This window comes from Micromonospora reichwaldensis (genome assembly GCF_031845925.1).
Classification (GTDB): domain Bacteria; phylum Actinomycetota; class Actinomycetes; order Mycobacteriales; family Micromonosporaceae; genus Micromonospora; species Micromonospora reichwaldensis.
This window is the reverse complement of sequence record NZ_JAVRFL010000014.1, coordinates 1-23,287: the sequence shown is the minus strand read 5'-3', so window position 1 is coordinate 23,287 and position 23,287 is coordinate 1. Positions and strand designations below refer to the sequence as shown.

Below are 23,287 nucleotides of genomic sequence, written 5' to 3'. Positions count from 1 at the left end.
CCGATGATGCCGCGCACGGTCACGCCGGCGCCCCCACCAGGTGCTTGAGCACCGAGGTGAAGAAGCCGAGGCCGTCCAGGGAGGGGCCCGTGAGCGCCTCCACCGCGTGCTCGGGATGCGGCATGATGCCGACCACGTTGCCGGCGGGGTTCGTGATCGCGGCGATGTCGCGCTGCGACCCGTTGGGGTTGCCGCCGACGTAGCGGGCGACCACCCGGCCCTCGGCTTCGAGCTGGTCCAGCGTCGCGGTGTCGGCGACGTAGCAGCCCTCGCCGTTCTTGACCGGGATCAGCACCTCCTGGCCGGGCTGGAACGCGTTGGTCCACGCCGTGCCGGCCGACTCGATGCGCAGGACCTGGTCGCGGTTGCGGAAGTGCAGGTGCTGGTTGCGGGTGAGCGCGCCGGGCAGCAGGTGGGCCTCGCAGAGGATCTGGAAGCCGTTGCAGATGCCGAGCACGGGCAGGCCGCCCCGGGCCGCGTCCACGATCGTCCCCATCACCGGGGCGAACCGGGCGATGGCGCCGCAGCGCAGGTAGTCGCCGTAGGAGAAGCCGCCGGGCAGGACGACGGCGTCCACCCCGTGCAGCTGCGGGTCGCCGTGCCAGAGGCGGACCGGTTCGGCGCCCGCGATCCGGACGGCCCGGGCCGCGTCCCCGTCGTCGAGCGAGCCGGGGAAGGTGACCACACCCACCCGGGCGGTCACGAGCGTGCGTCCACGGTCTCGTCGGCCTCGGCCACGCGGACCGTGAAGTCCTCGATGACCGGGTTGGCGAGCAGCTTGTCGGCGATCTCCCGGGCCCGGTCCAGGTCCGGTTCACCGGTGAATTCGATCTCGATCCGCCTGCCGATCCGAACCGAGGCGACGTCGCTGACGCCGAGCCGGGGCAGCGCGTTTGCGACGGCCTGGCCCTGGGGATCGAGGATCTCGGGCTTGAGCATGACGTCGACGACGACGCGAGGCACTGGGCACTCCTGACTGTGTACGCAGTTGGGTGCCTACCCACAACGGGCGAGCGCAGCCAGCCTACCTGGCAGATACCGCCCCGGACGCACCGGCCGGACGCAGTTCAGGCAGTGATCGACATTCCCGGCGCGGGGCCCCGGGACCGATGCGGGTTCGTTGCGATCCCGATGCCCATCCGTTGCCGACCGACCCGTTTCGCCCCGCTCCGCCGGATCGCCGGAGGGCCGTCCGCCGCCCCGCCCGCCATACCGTCTCATCCATCATTTCCGATGGATCTCTTGTGAACGACATCTCAGGGGCCCTACCGTACATCGTCGTACGTCGATCGGCCGTCGGGCCACCCCGCCCGCCGGCCGACAGCTCGACCCGGTGAACCCGGGCCCCACCCCGAAGGAGCCCCCATGCGCATCCGATCCATGGTCGCGGTGCTGGCCACCGCAGCGGCCGGCCTGCTCGGCGCCAGCTCCGGCGCCCTCGCCGCCCCGACCGGCCCGCAGCCGATCATCGGCGGCAGCACCGTCTCGTCGGCCCCGTGGGCCGCCGCCGTGCTCAGCAACGGCTCGTTCACCTGCTCCGGCACCATCATCGCGCCGCAGTGGGTGCTCACCGCCCGGCACTGCGTGAGCGGCTCGATGTCCGTCCGGGTCGGCAGCGTCTACCGCTCCTCCGGCGGCCAGACCCGCACCGTCAGCGCCAGCTACAGCCGGTACGACCTTGCCCTGCTGCGCCTGTCCAGCTCGGTGAGCACCTCGTACGTCACGCTCGCCAACAGCAACCCGCCGCTCAACTCGACCAACTCGATCTACGGCTGGGGCATGACCTGCTACAGCGGCTGCTCGGCCTCGACCCAGCTGAAGACCGCGTCGGTCCGGGTGACCAGCAACAGCGCCACCGACGCGTACGGCGGGCAGGCGATCCGGAGCACGCGGATCAACGGCAACGCCTGGCGGGGCGACTCGGGCGGCCCGCAGTTCTACAACGGCGCGCAGGTCGGCGTCGCCTCCACCGCCGACGGCCAGAGCATCCAGAACTACGGCAGCGTCGCGTACAACCGGGCCTGGATCACCCAGACTGCCGGTGTCTGACGGTTAGCACCGCGCCAGGCGCGGATGGTCGGCAGCGCGCCGGCCGTCCGCGCCGCGCCGTTTTGCAGCATCCGATCAGGTGAACACGGCTCACGATCGGGTGCCCGCAACCCTGAGACCATCGGAAACGTGCTGGTCGTGACGACGGAGCAACTACCCGGGTACGAGATCCGCCAGATCCTCGGCGAAGTGGTGTCATCGATGGCCAGGACGCGGAACCCGTACCGCGAGGGGGTCAAGAACCTGCGCGGTGGCGCGTACGACCCGATGGCCCCGGACAACCTCACCCGGTGGCGTACGGACTCGGTGGCCCGCCTCGGCGAGGAGGCCCGCCGCATCGGCGCGAACGCCGTGGTGGGGATGCGCTTCGACAGCCGCGACTGCGGCGAGATGTGGATGGAGATCTGCGCGTACGGCACGGCCGTGGTCGTGGCGCCCAAGATGCCCGACGTCATGCCGCCCGACCAGCCGCTGGTCGCCGCGGAGACCGCGCACGACCCCGCCTTCGCCGAGTCCCCGGGTGGCATCGCCGAACCGGCGAGCGCCCCCAACCTCCGCTCCGCAGCGGAAACCCCCACCCGAGACTGACCCACCCACCCACCCCCTCCGGGACGCTCCCGGCGTCGCCGCCCCACGCGGTTGATCATGAAGTTGTTGCCGGTTTCATCGGCGTGTCGCGACAACAACTTCATGATCAACGGCCCGGGAGGGGCGGGGGCGGCCCGGGAGGGGGTTAGAGGATGGGGGGTGGGGTGTAGGTGGCGGCCTGGGGGTGGGCTTCCACTACCGTGGCGATGCGGCGGGCGACCGCCGCCACCTGGGCCGGGGCGGCGCCGACGAAGGCGGAGCGGTCGGCGACCAGGGCGTCGATCTCGGCGCGGGTCAGGCCCAGGCGGCCGTCCTCCGCCAAGCGGTCGAAGAGGTCGTTCTCGGCGGCGCCCTTCTCGCGCATGGCCAGGGCCACCCCGACCGCGTGCTCCTTGATCACCTCGTGGGCGGTTTCCCGGCCGACGCCGCGCCGGACCGCCGCCACCAGGATCTTCGTGGTGGCCAGGAACGGCAGGAAGCGCTCCAGCTCCCGGTTGACGACCGCCGGGTACGCGCCGAACTCGTCCAGCACGGTGAGGAAGGTCTGGAACAGCCCGTCGGCGGCGAAGAACGCGTCCGGCAGGGCGACCCGGCGGACGACCGAGCAGGAGACGTCGCCCTCGTTCCACTGGTCGCCGGCTAGCTCGCCGACCATCGACAGGTAACCCCGGATGATCACGGCGAAGCCGTTGACCCGCTCGCTGGAGCGGGTGTTCATCTTGTGCGGCATCGCGCTGGAGCCCACCTGGCCCGGCTTGAAGCCCTCGGTGGCCAACTCCTGGCCGACCATCAGCCGGATCGTGGTCGCCAGCGACGACGGGGCGGCGGCGATCTGGGCGAGCGCGGAGAGCACCGCCAGGTCGATCGAACGCGGGTAGACCTGGCCGACGCTGTCGAGGACGCGGCTGAAGCCGAGGTGCCCCGCGACCCGGCGTTCCAGCTCCGCCACCTTCTCGGCGTCGCCGTCGAAGAGGTCGAGCTGGTCGGCGGCGGTGCCGACGGGGCCCTTGACGCCCCGCAGCGGGTACCAGTTGATCAGGTCGTCCAGCCGCTCGTACGCGATGAGCAGCTCCTCCGCGGCTGACGCGAAGCGCTTGCCCAGCGTGGTGGCCTGCGCCGCGACGTTGTGCGAGCGGCCGGTCATGACCAGGTTGGAGTGCTCGACGGCGAGCCGGGACAGCCGGGCCAGGGTGGCGACCACCCGGTCCCGGATCAGCTCCAGCGAGCGGCGCACCTGGAGCTGCTCGACGTTCTCGGTGAGGTCACGGGAGGTCATCCCCTTGTGCACGTGCTCGTGCCCGGCGAGCGCGCTGAACTCCTCGATCCGGGCCTTCACGTCGTGCCGGGTGACCCGCTCCCGCTCGGCGATCGAGGCCAGGTCGACCCGGTCGAGCACCCCCTCGTACGCCTCGACCACGCCGTCGGGCACTCCGATGCCGAGGTCCCGCTGGGCCCGGAGCACGGCGAGCCAGAGCCGCCGCTCCATCCGGATCTTCTCCTCCGGCGACCAGAGGGCGACCAGTTCGGGCGAGGCGTACCGGTTGGCGAGCACGTTCGGGATCGTCGTCACGGCGCTCATTCTCCCGGACCCGCCCGCACCGCATCGGCAGGGTTGCCGGCTGGCTATGGTGATCACCCTGCTGAGCCGACTGACGGGAATGAGGAAGAGTGTCCAGACTTACCGGCAGGGTCGCCCTGGTCACCGGTGGTAGCCGCGGTATCGGCGCCGCCGTCGCACGCCGGCTGGCCGAGGACGGAGCCCACGTCGCGTTCACCTACCGCAGCGCGGAGGAGAGCGCGAAGGCCGTCGTCGTCGACATCACGTCGTACGGCCGCACGGGCCTGGCGATCCGCGCCGACAGCACCGACGGTACGGCGATCGTCGACGCGGTCGAGCGGACCGTCGCCGAGCTGGGCCGGCTGGACATCCTGGTCAACAACGCCGGGGTGTTCTCGTCCGGGCCGATCGGGCAGGTCGGCCTCGACGATCTCGACCGGGCCATCGCCGTGCACGTGCGCGGGACGTTCCTGGCCACCCAGGCGGCGGTACGCCACCTGCGCGACGGCGGGCGGATCGTCAACATCGGCAGCAGCTTCGCCAGCCGCGTACCGGCTCCCGGGGTGAGCGTCTACGCCATGACCAAGACCGCCATCAACGGCCTGACCAGGGCGCTCGCCCGCGAACTCGGCCCACGCGGGATCACCGTCAACCTGGTCCTGCCCGGCTCCACCGACACCGACATGAACCGCGCGGACAGCGCCGGCGCCGACGCCCAGCGGTCACACATCGCCCTCGGCCGCTACGGCACGCCGGAGGACGTGGCGGCGACGGTCAGCCACCTGGTGGGCGAGGGCGGCCGGCACATCACCGGTGCGTCGATCGCCATCGACGGCGGCGCCACCGCCTGACCCGGCGGGCGGAAGCGCGGGGCCGGGCAGGTTGCCCGGCTCAGCGTTTGCGGATCAGGTGCCCGGCTCAGCGCTCCAGGATCGCGGTCACGCCCTGGCCGCCGGCGGCGCAGATGGAGATCAGGCCCCGGCCGCTGCCCTTGTCGGCGAGCAGCTTCGCCAGGGTCGCCACGATCCGGCCGCCGGTGGCCGCGAACGGGTGCCCCGCCGCCAGCGACGAGCCGTTGACGTTCAGCCTCTCCCGGTCGATGGCGCCGAGCGGGGCGTCCAGTCCCAGCCGGTCCTTGCAGAACTCCGGGGACTCCCAGGCGGCCAGGGTCGCCAGCACCTGCGAGGCAAAGGCCTCGTGGATCTCGTAGAAGTCGAAGTCCTGGAGGGTCAGCCCGGCCCGGGTCAGCATCCGGGGCACCGCGTACGCGGGGGCCATCAGCAGCCCCTCGTCGCCGTGCACGAAGTCGACGGCGGCGGTCTCCGACCAGGAGAACCACGCCAGCACGGGCAGGCTGTGCGCGCGGGCCCACTCCTCGCTGGCCAGCAGCACCGTCGAGGCGCCGTCGGTCAGCGGCGACGAGTTGCCGGCCGTCATGGTCGCCGCCTCGGCGTCGGGCCCCTTCGCGCCGAAGACCGGCTTCAGCGAGCCGAGCTTCTCCAGGCTGGTGTCGGGGCGCAGGTTCGCATCGCGGGTCAGCCCGAGGTACGGCGTCAGCAGGTCGTCGAAGAACCCCCGGTCGTACGCGGCGGCGAGCCGCTGGTGCGAGCGCAGCGCCAGCTCGTCCTGGGCCTGCCGGTCGACCTGCCAGCGCAGCGCGGTGCGGGCGGCGTGCTCCCCCATCGACAGCCCGGTACGCGGCTCCGCGTTGCGCGGGATCTCGGGCTTGAACGGCTGGGTGGGGCGCAGCTTCGCGGCGATCTTCAGCCGCTCGCCGAGGGTGCGGGCGCTGTTGAGCCGGAGCAGCGTGCGGCGCATCTCCTCGTTGACGGCGAGCGGCGCGTCGGAGGTGGTGTCCACGCCGCCGGCGATGCCGACGTCGATCTGCCCGAGGGCGATCTTGTTGGCGACCAGGATGGCCGCCTCCAGCCCGGTGCCGCAGGCCTGCTGGATGTCGTACGCGGGGGTGTGCGGGTCGAGCTTCGAGCCGAGCACGACCTCGCGGGTCAGGTTGAAGTCCTTCGCGTGCTTGAGCACCGCGCCGGCCACCACCTCGCCGACGCGCTGGCCGGCCAGGCCGAACCGGGCGACGAGCCCGTCCAACGCGGCGCCCAGCATGTCGGCGTTCGACGCGCTGGCGTACCGCGAGTTGGACCGCGCGAAGGGGATGCGGTTGCCGCCGATGACCGCGACCCGCCGGATGCTCTGCACGATCCCGCCTCCTCGAAAGACTTGCCCTCAACCTACTCGCCAGTAGGCTACGCCTATGACCGACAGGTACGCGAGCTTCGTCCGATCGGGGGCCGGCCGCACGCTGGTCAAGCGCCTCGGGCTGCCCGACCCGCCGCGACTGCGCCGGCACACCCCCGGCGATCCCATCGTGCCCGGCCCCGTCCTGCTGGGCGCCGCGACCGGCGGCCGGCTCGCCGAGCGGGCCGGCAAGATCCTGGCCGCCGCCGGGGTCGAGCTGCCCGATCCCGGCGCCGGGGAGTCCACCGAGCGCTTCGCCGCCCTGGTGTACGACGCCACCGGCATCACCGACTCCACCGGGCTGCGCCAGCTCTACGACTTCTTCCACCCGCGCGCCCGGTCGGTGCTGCCCAGCGGCCGGGTCGTCGTGCTCGGCACCCCGCCCGACGAGTGCGGCTCGCCTCGGGAGGCCACCGCCCAGCGGGCCCTGGAGGGGCTGACCCGCAGCATCGGCAAGGAGTTCGGCCGGGGCGTCACCGCCCAGCTCGTCCACGTGACGAAGGACCCGGACGCCGGCACCTGGACGAGCCTGGAGGCGACCCTGCGGTTCCTGCTCTCCGGCCGGTCCGCGTACGTCTCGGGGCAGGTCGTCCGGGTCGGCGCCGGCACGGCCGTCGCGCCGGCCGACTGGGACCGCCCGCTGGACGGGCAGGTCGTCCTGGTCACCGGGGCGGCCCGGGGCATCGGTGCGGCGCTGGCCCGGGTGCTGGCCCGCGACGGCGCCCGGGTCGTCGCGCTGGACATCCCGGCGGCCGGGGACGAGCTGGCGGCGGTCGCCAACGAGATCGGCGGCTCCGCCGTCCAGCTCGACCTGACCGCCCCCGACGCCCCGCAGCGGCTCGCCGAGCACCTGGCCGAGCGGCACGGGCGGGTCGACGTGGTCGTGCACAACGCCGGGATCACCCGCGACAAGACCCTCGGCCGGATGGACGCCGACCGGTGGGACTCGGTGCTCGACGTCAACCTCTCCAGCCAGGAGCGGATCAACGACGTGCTGCTGGAGCGGGAGCTGATCCCGGCCGGCGGCCGGATCGTCTCGGTCTCCTCGATCGCCGGCATCGCCGGCAACCGGGGCCAGACCAACTACGCCACCAGCAAGGCGGGCGTGATCGGGCTGGTCGAGTCGCTCGCCCCGGCGCTGCGCGAACGGCAGATCAGCGTCAACGCGGTCGCCCCCGGTTTCATCGAGACCCGGCTGACCGCGCGCATCCCGCTGGTGATCCGCGAGGCGGGCCGGCGGATGAACAGCATGTCCCAGGGCGGGCTGCCGGTGGACGTCGCCGAGACCATCGGCTGGCTGGCGTGGCCGGCCTCCGGCGCGGTCAGCGGCAACGTCGTCCGGGTCTGCGGCCAGAGCCTGCTGGGGGCGTGATGGCGAGGAGAGGACAACCGACGCCGGACCCGGACGACCTGTCGGTGCACGAGCTGATCGACGGCCCGACCGAGATCCTGTCGCAGGACACCCTGGACGCGATCCGCGGGCCGGCGGCGTCCGGCCACGACCTGAGCCTCGAAGAGACGCACGACCTCTCCGCCTCCGCCGACGAGGCGACGCGGGACCTCTCGGGCGAGGGCCCGGCCGGCACGGGTGCCCGGGAGCGCGTCGAGTTGCCCCGGATGCCGGCGGCCGGGGCGCTCTACCGGCGGGCGCTGCTCGGCGCGCTGCCCGGCCTCGGCGGTGGGCGGCGGTCGGCGGGCGTCCCGGCGGTCGAGCTGGCCGTCGCCGGGATCGCCGTCGACCGGACGCACCTCGCCGACTACGACCGGGTCTGCGGGTTCCGGCTCACCGACCGGCTGCCCGCGACGTTCCCGCACGTCATGGGCTTCCCGCTGGCGCTGCGGCTGATGACCGCGCCGGAGTTCCCCATCCCGCTGACCGGCGTGGTGCACGTCGGCAACCGGATCACCGTGCACCGCCCGGTCACCGCCGACGAGACCCTCGACTTCCGCGCGTACGCCGAGAACCTGCGCCCGCACGACCGGGGGCGGCAGGTCGACGTGGTGCTGGTCGGCTCGGTCGACGGGACGGAGGTCTGGCGCGGCGTCTCGACGTACCTCGGCAGGGAGGGCAAGCGGGGCGGCGGCGGGCGGCGCGAGCAGGCCGGGCGGCCCACGACGCCGGCCGGCTCTGCCCGCTGGCGGGTCGATCCCCGCGTCGGTACGGACTACGCGCGGGTCTCCGGCGACCACAACCCGATCCACACCTCCCGCCTCGGCGCCCGGCTGTTCGGCTTTCCCCGGCCGATCGCGCACGGGATGTGGAGCAAGGCCCGCTGCCTGGCCGCGTTGGAGAACCGGCTGCCGGACGCCTACACGGTCGAGGTGGCCTTCAAGCTGCCCGTGCCGCTGCCGAGCACGGTGAGCTTCGGCCTGCTGCCGGACGGCGGGTTCGCCCTGCACGACTCGCGCGGCCGACCGCACCTGGCGGGTCTCGTGCGCTGAGGCACCCCGAATACGCCCCTGCCGGATCCCCGTCCCGGACTTGGCAGGGGCGTTCTCGTGCGCTAAGTTCTTCTCATATCGAGATGTTCTCAGAATGAGAGAGACATGGTTGACGAGCAGGACTTCCTGGCCGCGTACGACCCCGGGGCCTACCCGTCGGTCGCCGTGACCGTCGACGTGGTGGCGCTGACCATCCGGGACGGCGCGCTGCACCTGCTGCTGATCCGGCGCGGCCAGCCGCCCTTCGAGGGGCGGTGGGCGCTGCCCGGCGGCTTCGTCCGCCCCGACGAGGACCTCACCGCCGGCGCCCGACGGGAGCTGGCCGAGGAGACCGGGCTCGGCGGCGAGGGACTGCGCCGCGTACACCTGGAGCAGTTGGGCAGCTACGGCACCCCCGACCGCGACCCGCGCATGCGCGTCGTCTCGGTCGCCCACCTCGCGTTCGCCCCCGACCTGCCCGACCCGGCCGCCGGCACCGACGCCGACGAGGCCGGCTGGTTGCCGGTGACCGCGCTGGCCAACCGGCAGCTCGCCTTCGACCACGGCCGGATCATCGACGACGCGCTGGAGCGGGCCCGGTCCAAGCTGGAATACACCCCGCTCGCCACGCGCTTCCTCGCCGGCGAGTTCACGATCAGCGAGCTGCGCGCCGTCTACGAGACGGTCTGGGGCCACCCGCTGCACGCCGGCAACTTCCACCGCAAGGTGCTCTCGGTGCCGGGCTTCGTGGAAAGCACCGGCACCAGCACCGAGCGCGGCGGCGCCCGGGGCGGCCCCCGCGCCAAGCTCTACCGGGCCGGCGACGCCCGGCTGCTGCACCCGGCGCTGCTGCGCCCCGCCCGGGAGGAGACGGTCCGATGAGGACCGCCGAAGCCATCCGCCTGGTCGCGGCGGCCCGCACCGACGCCGACCTGTTCGGCACGGACCAGCCGGCCCGGCGCTACCGCGAGCTGGTCGCGGCCCTGCACCCCGACCGCCTGCCGGCCGACCCGGCGGTACGCGCCGAGGCCACCGACGCGTTCGTCCAGGTCACCACCCGCTGGCGGGCCCGGCAGGTCACCGTCCTCGGCGACTACCGACTCGGCACGCCGGCCTACTCGGGCGACCTGGCCGACCTCTACGACGTCGGGGCCGACCGGCTGCTCAAGCTGCCCCGACGACCCACCGACAACGACCTGATGGCCCGCGAGGCGCACGCCCTGCGCACCATCGCCGAGCGCGGCGACCCGCGCTACCTGCCGTACGTGCCCCGGCTGGTCGAGGAGTTCCGGCACCTCGACGCCGCGACCGGCGCCGAACGGCGGATCAACGTGCTCGCCACCGCGCCCGGCCTGCACGACCTCGACGAGGTCCGGCGCGCGTACCCGGACGGGCTGGACGGCCGCGACGTGGCCTGGATGTGGCGCCGGCTGCTGGTGGCGCTCGGCCTGGCCCACCAGGCGGGCGTCGTGCACGGCGCGGTCCTGCCGCCGCACGTGCTGATCGAGCCGGACGGGCACGGCGTGGTGCTGGTCGACTGGTGCTTCTCCGCCCCCGTCGGCGGCACGATCCCCGCGCTGGTGCCCGGCTACGACGCGAACTGGTACCCCGACGAGATCCCCCGCAAGCGGCCCTGCGGGCCGGGCACCGACATCGCGATGGCCAGCGGATGCATGAGCTGGCTGATGGGGCCGCGCGCGCCCCGCGAGCTGGACGCCTTCGCGCGGGGCTGCCGCCAGCGGGCGCTGGACGCCCGGCCCGACGACGCGTGGCGGCTGCTGCGCGAACTGGACGAGGTGCTGGACCGGCTCTACGGGCCACGCACCTTCCGACCCTTCACCCTCAATCCCTAAGGAGCTGTCATGGGCAGTGGAATGTGGTCCACCGACGTGTACGACGCCGCCGACCGCTACCGCCGGAAGACCGGCAAGAGCGCGTTCTCGTACAGCGACAGCGGGGCGCGCAAGGTGCACCCCGCCCTCGACCCGCGCGACGCGACGCGCGAGAGCCGCGACTCCGACGAGCACCCCCGGTCGACACCCATCGCGGTGCTCTTCGACGTCACCGGCTCGATGCGCAACGTGCCGCGCGTCCTGCAGACCAAGCTGCCGCAGCTGCTCGGGCTGCTGCAACGGCAGGGCTACGCCAGCGACCCGCAGATCATGTTCGGCGCGATCGGCGACGCCACCTGCGACCGGGTGCCGTTGCAGGTCGGCCAGTTCGAGTCGGACAACCGGATGGACGACGACCTCGGCCGGATCGTCCTGGAGGGCGGCGGCGGCGGACAGATGACCGAGTCGTACGAGCTGGCCATGTACTTCATGGCCCGGCACACCGTGACCGACTCCTGGGAGAAGCGCGGCCGGCGCGGCTACCTGTTCATCATCGGCGACGAGCTGGCGTACCCGCAGGTGAAGGCCCGGGAGGTGGCCCGCGTCGTCGGCGACGACCTGCGCGAGGACGTGCCGCTGCGGCAGGCCGTCGACGAGCTGACCCGCCGCTGGGACACCTACTACCTGCTCCCCGCCGGCAGCCACTACTCCGGCAACGCCAAGGTGCTCGACTTCTGGCGGGACCTGCTCGGGCAGAACGCCGTCGTGCTGGACGACCTCGACGCGGTCTGCGAGACGATCGCGCTCACCGTCGGGCTCGGCGAGCAGGCCATCGACCTGGACGAGGGCCTGCGCGACCTCGACCGGGCCGGCTCGGGCGCCACCGGCACCGTCTCGAAGGCGCTGGCCCGCCTGCGCGGGGGGCGGCGCGCCGAGGTGTCGACGCTGCCCGCGTTCCGCGACACCGGCGGCGAGGTGACCCGGCTGTGAACCACGTGGCGGTCCGCGGCGGTGGCTCCGGCCGCCGCTGCGGCGGCGGGCAGGGCTCCGGCGGCGGCTATGGGGAGGTCCGGTGAGCAGGCACGTCGCCGTGGTGGACCTCGGCTACGGCGACGCCGGCAAGGGCACGGTCGTGGACTGGCTCTGCGCCACCCGGCCCGTGCACACGGTGGTCCGCTTCAACGGGGGCGCGCAGGCGGCGCACAACGTCGTGCTGCGCGACGGCCGGCACCACACGTTCGCGCAGTTCGGCGCCGGCACGTTCCACCCCGGCGTCCGTACGCACCTGGCGCGGCACGTGGTGGTGGACCCGCTGGCGCTGGCGGCCGAGGCCGACCACCTCGCCTCGGTCGGGGTGCCCGACGCGCTCGACCGGCTGACCGTCGACGGGGAGGCGCTGCTCGCCACCCCGTACCACCGGGCCGCGAACCGGGCCCGGGAGATCGCCAGGGGAGCCGACCGGCACGGCTCCTGCGGGCTCGGGGTGGGCGAGACCATGGCGTACGCGCTCGCCCACCCCGACGAGGCGCCCCGGGTGGCCGACTGCGGCGACCCGGGGCTGCTCCGGCGGCGGCTGACCGCCCTGCGGGACCGGCTGACCGCCGAGCTGGGCCGGCTGGACGCGCCGCCCGTCGAGGACTGCCTGCCCGCGTTCACCGGCTTCGCCGGGCGGGTCGCGATCGTCGACCGGAGTTGGCTGGCCGGGGCGCTGCGGGCGGGCACCTGCGTCTTCGAGGGCGCGCAGGGGGTGCTGCTCGACGAGTGGCACGGCTTCCACCCGTACACGACGTGGAGCACCACCACCTTCGCCAACGTCGACAGCCTGCTCGCCGAGGCGGGCCGGCCCGGCGACGTCACCCGGATCGGGGTGCTGCGCGTGGTCACCACCCGGCACGGGCCCGGCCCGCTGGTGACCGAGGACCCGGCCCTGCCGCTGGCCGACCCGCACAACCCGACGAACCCGTGGCAGGGCCGGTTCCGGTTCGGCCACTTCGACGCGGTCGCCCACCGGTACGCCCTCGCCGCGGCCGGCGGGGTCGACGGCCTGGCGCTCACCCACCTCGACCTCGCCGGCCCCGGGCTGCGGATCTGCCGCCGCTACGACACCACCGACCGGCTCACCCCGGGCCCGCCCGGCGACCTGGACCGGCAGGCCGCGCTCACCGCCCGCCTGCTGCGCTCCCGCCCCGTGTACGACGACGCCCCGCCGCCCGACTGGACGGCGGCGGTGCAGGCGGAGCTGGGCGCGCCCGTGGTGCTGACCTCCCGGGGCCCCACCGCCGACGACAAGACCCCGCACGGCCCGCTGCTCGCCCCGCGCCCCCTCGCGCCGGCCGGAACGCCCGCCGAGGCGTCGGCGTGACGCCGGGCCGCGCCGGAGTCCCGGGCGGGGCGATCCGGCGACTCGGCCACCGGGCGGGTCGCACCCGGCGAGCATGGGAGGCATGGAGTCCGTGCTCGACCTGCTCCGGCAGCTGGTCGCCTCACCGTGGGTGTACCTGCTGATCTTCGGGCTCACCGCGGTCGACGCGTTCTTCCCCGCCGTACCGGGCGAGGCGGCCGTGATCACCGCCGCGGTGCTCGCCACCGGCGGCAACCCCGACCTGGTGGGGGTGATCGTCGCCGCCGCGCTGGGCGCGGGCGCGGGCGACCATGTCTCGTACGCCATCGGGCGCGGCGGCGGCGCGACCCGGCTCGCCCGCTTCCCGGCGGACAGCCGGCGCCGGGCCAGCTCGGAATGGGCCCGCCGGGCGCTGCACGAACGCGGCGGGCTGATCCTGACCACCGCCCGGTACGTCCCCGGTGGCCGGACGGCGGTCACCCTCACCATGGGCGCGGTCCGCTACCCGCTCCGGTCGTTCCTGCTCTTCGACGCCATCGCGGCGGTGAGCTGGGCGCTCTACTGCACCCTGCTCGGCTACTTCGGCGGGCTGGCCTTCGAACGCGACCCCGTCAAGGGCATCCTCGCCGGTGTGGGCCTCTCGCTGGCGGTCACCCTGCTGCTGGAGTCCGCCCGCTGGCTGCGCCACCGCAGGCGCCACGCCACATCTCGCCGCTGAACGTCCGACCGTGGAGCCGCCGCCGCTCAGCCGGGGGTGACCCGGGGGTGCCAGGTGACGCCGTGGAGGAGTTGACCGGCACCGAGCCAGGCGACGTTCATCATCCGGGTGGCGGTCTTCTCCGGGTCGGCCTCCGGGTGGTCGGCGAGCCAGTCCGCCAGCGACTCGGTCGCCCCCACGAGGGCGTACGCGACGACCTCCAGGTCGGTCTCGCCCACCTCGCGGCCCTCGGCGCGCAGCGCGTGGTCGAGCATCCCGGCGACCACCTCGACCAGCCGGGCCCGCATGCCGGCCAGCTCGCCGGCGAAGGGCTGCTCGCCCCGGGCCTGCCGGTAGAGCACCGCCCATCCGTCGCGGTGCGCCCCGACGAAGCCGAAGAAGGCGCGCAGCCCCCGCCAGAGCCGCTCGTCGGCCGGCAGCTCGGGGGCGGCCGCCCCCGCGATGGCCTGCATCATCCGGGTGCCCTCCCGGTGCAGGCAGGCGACGAAGAGTTCTTCCTTCGTGCCGAGGTACGCGTAGACCATGGGCTTGGAGATGCCGGCGTCCTCGGCGATCTCGTCCATGCTGGCCGCGTGGAAGCCCCTGCGTGAGAACACTTTCACGGCCGCGTCGAGCATCTGTTGCTCGCGTACGGCGCGGGGGAGGCGCTTGAAGGTGGGTGGGGTGGACACCTTGCGAGCATACCTACTCGCCCGTAAGGTTACGCACGAGTAGCCAATAACCGGAAGGTGCAGCCCCATGACTGACTTCGACCCGGCCAACTTCGCGAACGTCGGCCCCAAGGAGTTCGCCCAGCTGGTCAAGTCCACCCCGGACGACAAGATCGCCGAGGTGATGTCCGGCGACCTGCGCGGCAAGATCCTCGGTGAGGTCTTCGGCCGGATGCCGCAGCTCTTCCGCGCCGACCGGGCCGGCTCGACCAACGCGGTCATCCACTGGAACATCACCGGCCGTCCCGACGGGGGCACCGACACCTACGAGGTGGTCGTCGCCGACGGCACGTGCACCGTCAACGAGACCCCGCAGCACGACCCGAAGCTCAGCCTCACGATGGGCCCGGTCGAGTTCCTGAAGATCGTCTCCGGTGGCGCGAACCCCGTCATGATGTTCATGACCGGCAAGCTCAAGGCCAAGGGCGACCTGGGCCTGGCCGCCAACATCGCCAACCTGTTCGACATCCCCAAGGCCTGACATGGCCGAGTTCTCGCTCGACCTGAACGAGGAACAGCGGGATCTGCGCGACTGGGTGCACGGCTTCGCCGCCGAGGTCGTGCGCCCGGCCGCGGCCGAGTGGGACGCCCGCGAGGAGACCCCCTGGCCGATCATCCAGGAGGCGGCGAAGGTCGGCCTCTACGGCTTCGAGTTCCTCGCCACCTGCTGGGCCGACCCCACCGGCCTCTCCCTCCCGATCGCCAGCGAGGAACTCTTCTGGGGTGACGCCGGCATCGGGCTGGGCATCTTCGGCACCTCCCTCGCGGTGGCCGCGATCTACGGCGCCGGCACCCCCGACCAGATGGTCGAATGGGTGCCGCAGTGCTTCGGCACCGTCGACGAACCGGCCGTCGCCGCGTTCTGCACCACCGAGCCCGAGGCCGGCTCCGACGTCGGCGCGATGCGCACCCGGGCCGTCTACGACGAGGCGACCGACGAGTGGATGCTCAGCGGCCAGAAGGCGTACGCCACCAACGGCGGGATCGCCGGGGTGCACGTGGTCACCGCCTCGGTCGACCCGACGCTCGGCTCCCGCGGGCAGGCGGCGTTCGTCGTACCGCCGGGCACCGCCGGCCTGGCCGCGACCCGCAAGCTGCGCAAGCTGGGCCTGCGCGCGTCGCACACCGCCGACGTCTTCCTCGACGACGTACGCGTGCCGGCGCGCTGCCTGCTCGGCGGCCGGGACGCCCTGCTCGAACGGCTCGACCGGGCCCGCTCCGGCAAGCGCGTCTCGGGCCAGGCCGCGATGCGCACCTTCGAGCTCTCCCGACCCACCGTCGGCGCGCAGGCGCTGGGCGTGGCCCGGGCCGCCTACGAGTACGCCCTGGACTACGCGAAGGAGCGGATCCAGTTCGGCCGCCCGATCATCGAGAACCAGGCGGTCGCGTTCGCGCTGGCCGACATGAAGATGGAGATCGACGCCGCCCGGCTGCTGGTCTGGCGGGCCTCCTGGATGGGCCGCAACAACCGGCCCTTCACGGCCGGCGAGGGCTCGATGTCCAAGCTGAAGGCCGGTGAGGTGGCCGTCTCCGTCACCGACAAGGCCGTGCAACTGCTCGGCGGGGCCGGCTTCCTGCGGGACCACCCGGTCGAGCGCTGGTACCGGGACGCCAAGATCTACACCATCTTCGAGGGCACCTCCGAGATCCAGCGGCTGGTCATCTCCCGGGCCATCTCCGGCGTCCAGATCCGCTGACCGACCGCCGGCGCGGTCGCCGTCCAGGGGCCGCACCGGCCCGGACGTCCGCCGCGCCCGTACCGCTGCGCGTTCGATCTCCAGATCGCCCGCGTGGGGTCCCCGGCCCGGGGCCCCCACGCGCACCGCACGAGGAGGCCGCGTCATGGACCTGCCGTTCGTCGTCGCCACCCTGACCCGACGCGGGCTGCTCGCCCCCGGCCGACCGATCCGCGTCGCCTCGCAGCTCCAGGCGCTGCGCAGGTGGGGTTGGAACATCGCTGGCGAGCTGCGCCAGGCCGCCGCCCGCGACCCCGACCGGGCGGCCGTCGTCGACGAGCAGGGCACCCGCCTGACGTACGCCGAGCTGCTCGACCGGTCGGAGCGGCTGGCCCGGGGGATGCGGACGGCGCTCGGGGTGCGACCCGGGGACCGGGTCGGCGTGCTCTGCCGCAACCACCACGGCCCGGTCGAGACGATCGTGGCCGCCACCTTGCTCGGCGCGGACGCGGTGCTGGTCAACACCGGGCTCTCCGCCGGGCAGCTCGCCACCGTCGCGCAGGAGCAGCGGCTGCGGGTGCTGGCGCACGACGCCGAGTTCGCCGACCGGGTCGCCAACCTCCCCGCCGAGGTGCAGCGGCTCGACGAGCGCGCCCGGGAGGCGCTCGTCGTCGGCGCGGTCCCCGGCGAGCTGCGTCCCCCCGAGCGCGACGGCCGGATCATCGTGCTGACCTCCGGCACCACCGGTGCCCCCAAGGGTGCCCGGCGCCCCACCCCGAACGGGTTCGGCCCGCTGGTCTCCATCATCGACCGGATCCCGCTGCACGCCCGGGACACCGTCATGATCGCCGCACCGCTCTTCCACACCTGGGGGTACGCGGCCCTCCAGGTCTGCTTCGCCCTGCGGGCCACGGTCGTGCTGCACCGCCGGTTCGACCCGGCCGCCACGCTGGCCGCCCTGGTGGCGCAGCGCTGCGACGCGCTCTTCGCCGTGCCGGTGATGCTGCAACGGCTGCTGGAGGTGCCGCCGCCGGACCCCCGTCCCCCGCTGAAGGTGGTCGCGGTCAGCGGTTCCGCGCTGCCGGGCGGCCTCGCCCTGCGGTTCATGGACGTCTACGGCGACGTGCTGCACAACCTCTACGGCTCCACCGAGGTCTCGTGGGCGTCCATCGCCGGCCCCGCCGACCTGCGCGCGGCTCCGACCACCGCCGGCCGCGCGCCGCACGGCACCCGGCTGGCGATCCTCGACGCGGCCGGCGAGCCGGTGCCGGCCGGGCAGGTCGGCCGGATCTTCGTCGGCAACGAGATGCTCTTCGAGGGCTACACCTCCGGGGCCGCCCGGGAGCACCGCGGCGGCCTGCTCGACACCGGCGACCTGGGGCGGCTCGACGCCGGTGGGCTGCTCTTCGTCGACGGCCGGGCCGACGACATGATCGTCTCCGGCGGGGAGAACGTCTTCCCGGCCGAGGTGGAGGACCTGATCGCCCGGCTGCCGCAGGTACGCGAGGCCGCCGTGATCGGCGTACCGGACCAGGAGTACGGCCAGCGTCTCGCCGCGTTCCTCGCCCTGCACCCCGGCGAGACGCTCGACCCGGAGGCGGTCCGCGAATACGTCCGGCACTACCTGGCCCGGTTCTCCGTACCCCGGGACGTGGTCTTCGTGAAGTACCTGCCCCGCAACGCCACGGGCAAGGTGCTGGCCCGCGAGCTGCGCCGCTACTACGGCTGACCGTTCCCCGGCCGTTACTGCCCGGATGCCCGGCCGCCCCTAGGCTGACGGCACCATGATCGGCTCCGGACCCCGCGGCCGTGCCCGTCACCGCCACCATCCCCGTCACCGCCAGCCGACACCACGGAGGGCACCGCTGCTGCTGGTCGAAGCGGCGACCCTGCTCTCCAACACCGGCAACGGCGTGGCGAACGTGGCCCTGCCCTGGCTGGTGCTGGAACGCACCGGCAGCCCCACCGCCGCCGGGGTGGTCGCGGCGGCCACCGCCCTGCCGCTGCTGCTGTCCGGCCTCGTCTCCGGCACCGTCGTGGACCTGCTCGGCCGGCGGCGTACGGCGCTGGTCTCCGACACGCTCTCCGCCGTCTCGGTCGCCGCGATCCCGGTGGTCGACGCGCTGCTCGGGCTGAACCTCGGCTGGATCGTGGCGCTGGCCGTGCTCGGCGCGGTGTTCGACCCGGCCGGCCTGACCGCCCGGGAGACGCTGCTGCCGGCCGCCGCGCAGGCCGCCGGCTGGCGGATCGAACGCGCCAACGGGGTGCACGAGGCGGTTTGGGGGCTCGCCTTCCTGATCGGGCCCGGCGTCGGCGGCATCCTCATCGCCGCGATCGGCCCCGGCTCGACCCTCTGGGTCACCGCCGCCGGGTTCGCGCTGGCCGTCGCGATGATCGCCGCCGTCCGGCTGCCCGGGGCCGGCCGCCCCGAACGTCCCCCGTCCGGGCTCTGGCGCGGCACCGCCGAAGGGCTGCGGTTCGTCTGGCGGGACAAGCTGCTGCGGACCATCGCGCTGCTCACGATGGTGCTGGCGGCGCTCTACCTGCCGGTCGAGGGCGTGCTGCTGCCGGCGTGGTTCGTCGGCCGGGGAGAGCCGGCCCGGCTCGGCGCGCTGCTCATGGCGATGAGCGCCGGCGGAGTCGTCGGGGCGCTCGCCTCCGGCATGGCGGGCCGGCTGATCCGGCGCCACACCCTGATGGTGATCTCCCTCGTCGTCATCGGCATGGCCCTCGTGGGGCTGGCCACCCTGCCGCCGTTCCCCGCCATGATCGGCTTCGCCGTCGCGATCGGGCTCGCGTACGGGCCGGTCAACCCGCTGTCCAACTACGCCATGCAGACCCGCACGCCCGAACGGTTGCGCGGGCGCGTGGTCGGGGTGATGACCTCGTTCGCGTACGCCGCCGGCCCGGCGGGCTACCTGCTCGCCGGGCCGCTGGTCGGATGGGTCGGGCTGCGTACCGCCTTCCTGGTGCTGGCCGGGGCGCTGCTGGTGGCGACGCTGGCCGCCGCGCCGCTGCCGGCGCTGCGTGCGCTGGACGAGCCGCCCCGCTACCCACCCGCCCCGCCCGGCGGCCCGGGCGAAAGGGTGGAGGAGCTCGTGCCGCTCAACGGCCAGTACGCCTCCGCGACGCGCCGGGACACGCCCCGGGTACAGGGGCGCGTCCGGGTCGAGGGACTGTGGACGCCCGCCACGCACCGGGACGCGCCCGTGCGGGGGTGACGGCCCCGGTCAGGGATGCAGCGTCAGCCCGGGCGTGGTGGCGATGGCCGTCAACTGCGCCACGGTGAGCACTGGCGGCCGACCGAACCGGACCGTCGGCGTCGCACCGTTCTCCCCGCGGACGATGTGGTAGTTGTCCGTCGTCACCGTCACGGTCGTACCGTCCGCCCGTCGCACCTGTGCCCAGCGCTGCTCGTGGCCCTCGTCGCCCGGAGCGGCGGTGCTGGTGGCGAGGGTGCCGCCGGCCGGCAGGCGGCTGCTGGTGCAGGTACGGGGGTTGGGGGCGGCAGCGCATCCTGCGGGTGCGTCGGCGGCCGTCGGGATCAGCGTCACCGTCACGTTGTCGGCCTGGCCGTTCCCGCGCAGCCGGGCGTGGGCGTAGTAGTGCCAGTGGCTCTTCTCGTAGGTGAACTGCACCAGGTCGCAGCCCGGGATCGTGCCGTCGACCGACAGCCCCGCCGGCACCACGGCCGACAGCACGGGGCGCAGCGCGAGGGTCAGCCGGGCCACCCCGGCGTCCGGGCGCTCGGTCGGCCGGGCGCGCACCGTGTCGTACGACTGCTGGGGTGCCGGTGGTCCGCCGGGCTCCGGTTCCGCCACCGGGCAGAGCGACGTGTCGGCGGACGGTGCGCCGTCGCCGGTCGGCAGGGCCGGCCCGCCCGGTCCGGCGGCCGGGCCGACGAGCAGCGCCGGTGTCACCGCGACCGCGGTGACCGCCGCGGCCACCCCGGTGCCCGCCACCGCCCACGCCCGATGGCGGCGGCGCCGCCGGTCGTCGGCGATCAGCCGGTCCACGTCGATCCGGGTGGGCGGCGGCGACGCCACCACGGTGCGCATCTGCCGGGCGAGTTCATCCATCGGTGCGTGCCTCCTCGGCTCGGGCCGGCACACCCACGAGGCGGCTCCGCAGCGCCTCGATCGCGCGCGCCGACTGGCTCTTGACGGTGCCGGTGGTGCAGCCGAGTTCCCGGGCGGTCTCCTCCACGGACAGGTCGCAGAAGTAGCGCAGCACCAGGACCGCGCGGCGGCGCGGCGGCAGCTCGGCGAGCAGGGCGAGGATGGTCAGCCGGTCCGCGGAACCGTCGCTGGCCGAAGGGACGGCGGCGTCGGGAACCTCCGCCCAGGAGGCCTCGCGCCGCCACGGCCGGCGGCGCTCGTCGAGCCAGACCCGCAGCAGGGTACGCCGGACGTAGGCATCGGGGCTCTCCATCCTCGACACCCGCCGCCAGTGCCGCAGCAACTTGACCAGCGCCGTCGACACCAGGTCGTCGGCCGTGTGCCAGTCGCCGCAGAGCAGGTACGCCGTACGGCGCAGCGGCTCCAGCCGTGCCCCGACGTACTCGCGGTAGCCCTCGATGTCGGCAGGCAATCCCGCCACCTCCTCGCCTCACCGCTCAAACGGAGGCGGGGAGGGAGTGGGTTGCCCGGTCAGCCCGGAATGCTGATCCGACCCTCGACGGCGGCGGAGGCGATGTCGGTGCGGTGGTGCGAGCCGGCCAGCTCCACCCCGGCGACCAGCGCGTACGCGGCGTCCCGGGCGGCGGGCAGGTCGGCGCCGGTGGCGGTGGCGCAGAGCACCCGGCCGCCGGAGGAGAGCAGCGCCCCGTCGGCGCCCTGCCGGGTGCCGGCGTGGATGATCCCCGGCGACTCGGCCCCGGTGATCACGTCGCCGGTGCGCGGGGCGGCCGGGTAGCCCTCGGCGGCCACCACGACCGTGACGGCGGCGCCGTCGCGCCAGCGCAGCGGCGGGTGCCCGGCCAGCGTGCCGGTCGCCGCGGCGTGCAGCAGCCCGGCCAGCGGCGTCTCCAGCAGCGCCAGCACCACCTGCGTCTCCGGGTCGCCGAAGCGGGCGTTGAACTCGATCACCCGGGGGCCGTCGGCGGTGATCGCCAGCCCGACGTAGAGCAGGCCCGCGAACGGGGTGCCCCGCCGGGCCATCTCGGCCAGGGTCGGGTGGACGACGTCGCGCATGACCTCGTCGACCAGGCCGGACGGCGCCCAGGGCAGCGGCGCGTACGCCCCCATGCCGCCGGTGTTCGGACCGGTGTCGCCGTCGCCGACCCGCTTGAAGTCCTGCGCCGGCAGCAGCGGCACCGCCGCCTCGCCGTCGGTGACCACGAAGAGGGAGACCTCCGGGCCGGCGAGGTATTCCTCGACGACGACCCGGCCGCACTCCTCGGCGTGCCGCAGCGCGGCGGCGCGGTCGTCGGTCACCACGACACCCTTGCCGGCGGCGAGCCCGTCGTTCTTCACCACGTACGGCGCGCCGAACTCGTCCAGCGCCCTGCCGGTGCTCTCCGCGTCCGTGCAGGTGTACGCGCGGGCGGTCGGTACGCCTGCGGCGGTCATCACGTCCTTGGCGAACGTCTTCGAGCCCTCCAGCCGGGCGGCCTCGGCGGACGGCCCGAAGGCGGCGATCCCCTTGGCGCGGACGGCATCGGCGACCCCGGCCACCAGCGGCGCCTCCGGCCCGATCACCACCAGGTCGACCCCGGTCTCCACCGCCAGCGCGGCGACGCCCGCCGGATCACACGGATCCACCGCCCGCACCTCGGCGAGCGAAGCGATGCCAGGGTTGCCCGGCGCCGCAATCAGCTGCTCGACGGACGGATCCGCGGCCAACCCGAGCGCGAGCGCATGCTCCCGCCCCCCACCACCAAGAAGAAGAACCCGCACACCGGCATCCTACTGACCCCCACCCCCCACCCCGTTGATCATGAAGTTGTTGTCGCGACACACCGACGCGGACGGCAACAACTTCATGATCAACGGGACCGGGCGGCGATGGCCTGGCGGACCGTGTGGGGGATGTAGGCGGGGTTCAGGGTGTCGGCCCAGGTGAAGCGGAGCACGGTCCAGCCGGCGTTGACCAGACGGTTCTGCCGGCGGCGGTCGGCGTGGACGGCCTCGGGGGTGCCGTGCGGGCCCCGTCCGTCGGCTTCGGCGATCACCCTCGGGCCCCGCCACCCGAGATCCCCGATCCCGAGCAGGTACCCGTCGTCGTCGCGCACCTCGAGTTGGAGGGCGTCCGGTGGCACCCGGCCGTCGACGCAACGCAGCCTCGTCCGGGTCTCCAGCGGGGACTGCGCCCGACCGTCCGCCTCCGCCAGGTGGGAGCGCGCCGCCACCGCGCCGCGCCGGCGCCTGATCAGACGCGGTACGGCAAGCAGATCATCGTCGGTGACGAGCCCACGGTTCAGCGCGGAGTCCAGCACGCAGACCGCCGCGTAGCGGTCCTCCCGGAGGACCAGGTCGGCGACGGTCCGCAACGGTGAGGTGACGGCGATGCCGTCGACCCGGACCAGTTGCCCCGGCGCGACCGTCAACTGGTGCACCACCACCTCGGGATTGGCCAGCCGGGCGGGCTTCGCGGCCGGACCAGGCATCGACAGGTGGATCACCTCCGTCGCCCGAGGGCCTGCGATGCCGTGCAGTTCGGCGGCCGTTGTCAGGACGGCGGCGGCACGCGTACCGAAGGATGCGACAGCCGCCCTGATCCGCGCCCGCCGCGGGATGCCGTCATAGCGGTCGGCATCGACGAGGTAGCCGCCCCGGATCACCGCACGCCAGCGACCGGATCGACAGAGCCGGTGTACGTCGTGCACGGTGAGCCCGGCCGCACGTGCCTGCGCCAACGTCACGATGCCGTCGCGCGCACCAGCCATCGACCGTACGACCGCCAGCGGACTCGTCTCCACACCGAACGACTGTCCCGCCAGCCGAAGACCGACGAAACCCCCTGTGGATAACCCACCCACTCCCTGTGGACAACCCCACGCCCTCCCCCACCCCGCCCCGCCCAGCCCAGCCTCCGCCCAGGCCTACAACCCCGTTGATCATGAAGTTATTGGTGCGACACGCCGGTGCCGAAGACAACAACTTCATGATCAACGGGGCGGGGGCGGGCGGGCAGGGCCCGGGTG

The 23,287-nt window shown here is 73.9% G+C and carries 23 protein-coding genes; 14 read left to right on the top strand and 9 right to left on the bottom strand.

Annotated elements, in window-relative coordinates; translation table 11 throughout:
- Nucleotides 1–19: 19 nt before the first annotated feature.
- Both purQ and purS read right to left on the bottom strand, forming a co-directional pair.
- Nucleotides 20–703, bottom strand: coding sequence for a phosphoribosylformylglycinamidine synthase subunit PurQ (purQ, locus tag RM555_RS13850; protein ID WP_311412116.1), 684 nt, complete (start codon nucleotides 701–703; stop codon nucleotides 20–22).
- On the bottom strand, nucleotides 700–963 hold the full coding sequence (gene purS, locus RM555_RS13845) for a phosphoribosylformylglycinamidine synthase subunit PurS (protein WP_121397234.1): 264 nt from the start codon (nucleotides 961–963) through the stop codon (nucleotides 700–702). Before purS ends, purQ begins: the two co-directional genes overlap by 4 nt.
- 402 nt (nucleotides 964–1,365) lie before the next feature.
- Here purS and RM555_RS13840 point away from each other — a divergent pair, with 402 nt between their 5' ends.
- Entirely contained in the window at nucleotides 1,366–2,049 is a 684-nt protein-coding gene (locus RM555_RS13840) for a S1 family peptidase (RefSeq protein WP_311412115.1), read from the top strand.
- Nucleotides 2,050–2,073: 24 nt separating this feature from the next.
- Nucleotides 2,074–2,637 carry a YbjQ family protein gene (locus tag RM555_RS13835; protein WP_311412114.1) on the top strand — a complete coding sequence of 188 codons (564 nt, stop codon included), beginning with the start codon at nucleotides 2,074–2,076 and terminating at the stop codon, nucleotides 2,635–2,637.
- 145 nt (nucleotides 2,638–2,782) lie between these two features.
- On the opposite strand, the gene purB is transcribed toward RM555_RS13835, so the two are convergent.
- Nucleotides 2,783–4,207, bottom strand: a complete 1,425-nt coding sequence (gene purB, locus RM555_RS13830; protein WP_311412113.1) for an adenylosuccinate lyase — start codon at nucleotides 4,205–4,207, stop codon at nucleotides 2,783–2,785.
- 98 nt (nucleotides 4,208–4,305) lie between these two features.
- Between purB and RM555_RS13825 the strand changes: the two genes are divergently transcribed.
- Nucleotides 4,306–5,046 (top strand): SDR family NAD(P)-dependent oxidoreductase, encoded by a 741-nt coding sequence (locus RM555_RS13825; RefSeq protein WP_311412112.1) that lies wholly within the window; start codon nucleotides 4,306–4,308, stop codon nucleotides 5,044–5,046.
- Between the two features lie 67 nt (nucleotides 5,047–5,113).
- Here the strand turns inward: RM555_RS13825 and RM555_RS13820 are convergent, their stop codons facing one another.
- Complete coding sequence (locus tag RM555_RS13820; RefSeq protein WP_311412111.1) at nucleotides 5,114–6,406, bottom strand: acetyl-CoA C-acetyltransferase; 1,293 nt, start codon at nucleotides 6,404–6,406, stop codon at nucleotides 5,114–5,116.
- Between the two features lie 55 nt (nucleotides 6,407–6,461).
- Here RM555_RS13820 and RM555_RS13815 point away from each other — a divergent pair, with 55 nt between their 5' ends.
- From RM555_RS13815 to RM555_RS13785, 7 genes are all read left to right on the top strand, one after another.
- The gene (locus RM555_RS13815; RefSeq protein ID WP_311412110.1) at nucleotides 6,462–7,817 is read left to right on the top strand and encodes a 3-oxoacyl-ACP reductase; all 1,356 of its coding nucleotides are present in this window, start codon (nucleotides 6,462–6,464) and stop codon (nucleotides 7,815–7,817) included.
- Nucleotides 7,818–8,062: 245 nt separating this feature from the next.
- The gene (locus RM555_RS13810; protein ID WP_311412232.1) at nucleotides 8,063–8,887 is read left to right on the top strand and encodes a MaoC/PaaZ C-terminal domain-containing protein; all 825 of its coding nucleotides are present in this window, start codon (nucleotides 8,063–8,065) and stop codon (nucleotides 8,885–8,887) included.
- A 105-nt stretch (nucleotides 8,888–8,992) separates the two neighbouring features.
- Nucleotides 8,993–9,748, top strand: a complete 756-nt coding sequence (locus tag RM555_RS13805) for an NUDIX hydrolase (RefSeq protein ID WP_311412109.1) — start codon at nucleotides 8,993–8,995, stop codon at nucleotides 9,746–9,748.
- Nucleotides 9,745–10,719, top strand: a complete 975-nt coding sequence (locus tag RM555_RS13800) for a J domain-containing protein (protein WP_311412108.1) — start codon at nucleotides 9,745–9,747, stop codon at nucleotides 10,717–10,719. Before RM555_RS13805 ends, RM555_RS13800 begins: the two co-directional genes overlap by 4 nt.
- Before the next feature lie 9 nt (nucleotides 10,720–10,728).
- Complete coding sequence (locus RM555_RS13795; RefSeq protein ID WP_311412107.1) at nucleotides 10,729–11,688, top strand: hypothetical protein; 960 nt, start codon at nucleotides 10,729–10,731, stop codon at nucleotides 11,686–11,688.
- 82 nt (nucleotides 11,689–11,770) lie between these two features.
- Nucleotides 11,771–13,060, top strand: a complete 1,290-nt coding sequence (locus RM555_RS13790; protein ID WP_311412106.1) for an adenylosuccinate synthetase — start codon at nucleotides 11,771–11,773, stop codon at nucleotides 13,058–13,060.
- An 82-nt stretch (nucleotides 13,061–13,142) separates the two neighbouring features.
- On the top strand, nucleotides 13,143–13,757 hold the full coding sequence (locus tag RM555_RS13785; protein ID WP_311412105.1) for a DedA family protein: 615 nt from the start codon (nucleotides 13,143–13,145) through the stop codon (nucleotides 13,755–13,757).
- A 26-nt stretch (nucleotides 13,758–13,783) separates the two neighbouring features.
- Here the strand turns inward: RM555_RS13785 and RM555_RS13780 are convergent, their stop codons facing one another.
- On the bottom strand, nucleotides 13,784–14,428 hold the full coding sequence (locus RM555_RS13780; RefSeq protein WP_151455556.1) for a TetR/AcrR family transcriptional regulator: 645 nt from the start codon (nucleotides 14,426–14,428) through the stop codon (nucleotides 13,784–13,786).
- A 67-nt stretch (nucleotides 14,429–14,495) separates the two neighbouring features.
- On the opposite strand from RM555_RS13780, the gene RM555_RS13775 reads away from it, so the two are divergent.
- The 4 genes from RM555_RS13775 to RM555_RS13760 all read left to right on the top strand — a co-directional run bounded on the left by RM555_RS13775 (nucleotide 14,496) and on the right by RM555_RS13760 (nucleotide 19,364).
- A complete protein-coding gene (locus RM555_RS13775) occupies nucleotides 14,496–14,948 on the top strand; it encodes an SCP2 sterol-binding domain-containing protein (protein ID WP_132235180.1) in 453 nt (150 codons plus the stop codon).
- 1 nt (nucleotide 14,949) lies between these two features.
- Nucleotides 14,950–16,164 carry an acyl-CoA dehydrogenase family protein gene (locus RM555_RS13770; protein WP_311412104.1) on the top strand — a complete coding sequence of 405 codons (1,215 nt, stop codon included), beginning with the start codon at nucleotides 14,950–14,952 and terminating at the stop codon, nucleotides 16,162–16,164.
- Between the two features lie 145 nt (nucleotides 16,165–16,309).
- The gene (locus tag RM555_RS13765; protein WP_311412103.1) at nucleotides 16,310–17,872 is read left to right on the top strand and encodes an AMP-binding protein; all 1,563 of its coding nucleotides are present in this window, start codon (nucleotides 16,310–16,312) and stop codon (nucleotides 17,870–17,872) included.
- A 55-nt stretch (nucleotides 17,873–17,927) separates the two neighbouring features.
- Nucleotides 17,928–19,364, top strand: coding sequence for an MFS transporter (locus tag RM555_RS13760; RefSeq protein ID WP_311412102.1), 1,437 nt, complete (start codon nucleotides 17,928–17,930; stop codon nucleotides 19,362–19,364).
- 9 nt (nucleotides 19,365–19,373) lie between these two features.
- Here the strand turns inward: RM555_RS13760 and RM555_RS13755 are convergent, their stop codons facing one another.
- The 4 genes from RM555_RS13755 to RM555_RS13740 all read right to left on the bottom strand — a co-directional run bounded on the left by RM555_RS13755 (nucleotide 19,374) and on the right by RM555_RS13740 (nucleotide 23,062).
- A complete protein-coding gene (locus RM555_RS13755; protein WP_311412101.1) occupies nucleotides 19,374–20,222 on the bottom strand; it encodes a hypothetical protein in 849 nt (282 codons plus the stop codon).
- Complete coding sequence (locus RM555_RS13750) at nucleotides 20,215–20,733, bottom strand: SigE family RNA polymerase sigma factor (RefSeq protein WP_311412100.1); 519 nt, start codon at nucleotides 20,731–20,733, stop codon at nucleotides 20,215–20,217. The genes RM555_RS13755 and RM555_RS13750 overlap by 8 nt, the downstream gene beginning before the upstream one ends.
- 59 nt (nucleotides 20,734–20,792) lie before the next feature.
- Nucleotides 20,793–22,040: a phosphoribosylamine--glycine ligase gene (purD, locus tag RM555_RS13745; RefSeq protein ID WP_311412099.1), complete on the bottom strand. Its 1,248-nt coding sequence runs from the start codon at nucleotides 22,038–22,040 to the stop codon at nucleotides 20,793–20,795.
- Nucleotides 22,041–22,129: 89 nt separating this feature from the next.
- Complete coding sequence (locus RM555_RS13740) at nucleotides 22,130–23,062, bottom strand: type IV toxin-antitoxin system AbiEi family antitoxin domain-containing protein (RefSeq protein ID WP_311412098.1); 933 nt, start codon at nucleotides 23,060–23,062, stop codon at nucleotides 22,130–22,132.
- Between the last annotated feature and the right edge of the window lie 225 nt (nucleotides 23,063–23,287).